Here is a 1,842-nt window from a genome sequence, read left to right on the forward strand (position 1 = left end):
TAATGAGTTGTGGCTGATAACGAATGTCTCGCTTACGATTCATCTGACTGCCGCCAGTAGTCAGCCGCGCCTTGCCAGCGAAAGAAGCATAGTAGCTGAAAAGACAACAAAGAGATTCCTAAAGGGGCTAGTGGAAAACCCTGGAGATGTAGAAGATAATACACCTGTAATAAATGTTTATTCATATAACTATCCTACAGATCCTGATGATGTTCCGCCGGAATATCTGATTATTACCTCTTTTGATTATGCAGGATATTTCCAAACACTTCAGCAATGGAAAACCAGCAAGGGCTGCAAAACAGATATAATTGTCCTCGAAACAGATGTTTATCCTAATTATCAGGGCGTTGATGACGCCGAAAAACTTAGAAATTTCCTGATAGACCAAAAAGAGAACAATGCGGATTTTTGCTATGCTTTAATTGCTGGCGATGTAGGTATTGCGCCAAATCCGGATATTGCGCCAGTACGTTATACTTATTATCGAGATCGCAATTATGTACCGACAATAGACAAATTATTCATTAGTGATCTTTACTTTGCGGATATAGATGGCGATTGGAACGCTGATGGAGATGGAGTATGGGGTGAACCTAATGATGACCAGCCGGATTTTGGTACTGATATATATATTGGCAGGGTTCCAATACATAATGCTAGCGATATTTCAAAATGGATTGAAAAACTAGCCCGATATGAAATTGAGCCGGGGTATGGAAGTGATCAATATCTCAGTAATGTAATGATTTCATCTGCAGATCAAATGGCTAATACTAATCAGCCTCAGCAAATTGCCGCATGCTTTTCTAACTTCTTTAATGTTGATACTGAAACTTTTAGAGAGTACCCAGACGGATACTGTCTTTATCCTACATTTCCATTTGAAATTGATATTATTAATCATTTAAGTAGCCCATCTGTAGGCTATTACATAAGTTTGGGACATGGAAGCCCTGATTTTTATCGAGTCTTAGCTTGTGGATATAATTGTTGGAGGCGCTCATCAGATGAACAGTGTTCAGACCCTTGCTTGACATCCGATATGGGTATTAATCCAGATAATCTCGGTTATATAGGTAATGTAAACAATGAAGGCAGGGAATACTTACATTCGTCAATTGCTTGTGGTGTAGGAGCTTTTGATTGCCATTTACATTTTGGGCGAGATACTTGTTTTGCTGAAAAGGATTTATTTGTTGATGGCGGTTCTGTTGCAGGTACATACAACACCAGATATGGATGGGTTCATTGTTCCTGTTTGCTTGAAAAAACTAGAGTAGATAAATTGATGGATTATACTGCTACTGAGAATCGATTCGGTTTAGCTCACTATGCTACCAAGGTTCCTTATTCAGGTTCACTTTTGGATATTGTTTATAGTAATAACCTATTTGGCGATCCAGAGTTTTCAGTTTATGTTGATAATCCGCGTAATTTCCTTGTAGATTTCCCCTCAAATGTTGAATTAGATTCCATACAACCTGTTACGATAAGGGTAAGAGACAGTTATTATGGCATCGGCATCCCTGATGTTCTTGTAACATTATGGAAAGATGATGAAATCTATGAACGCGGTTTTACAAATGTTACCGGTTATGTTAACTTGACATTAAATCCTCAATCACACGGTACTATATCTATTGTCTGCAGTAAATCAAAATATATTCCATTTGAAGGTTCTATTGATATTAATACCTACTGCGCCGACGCAGTCGCTGGCGATGTCAACGGCGATGGAATGGTTATCGGTTCTGATGTCATTTATGCTATAAACTATTTCAGAGGTTCAGGTCCGCCGCCGCCTGATTCCTGTATGTGTCCGGATGAATATCTATATCA

1 protein-coding gene is annotated in these 1,842 nt (G+C 38.8%); it reads left to right on the top strand.

Annotated features, from left to right (window positions below; genetic code table 11):
• Nucleotides 1-1,842: hypothetical protein (locus J7K40_10845; protein ID MCD6162895.1), on the top strand; the 1,842-nt coding region annotated here is incomplete at both ends.

The organism is Candidatus Zixiibacteriota bacterium (genome assembly GCA_021159005.1).
In the GTDB taxonomy this organism is placed as follows: Bacteria; Zixibacteria; MSB-5A5; order UBA10806; family 4484-95; genus JAGGSN01.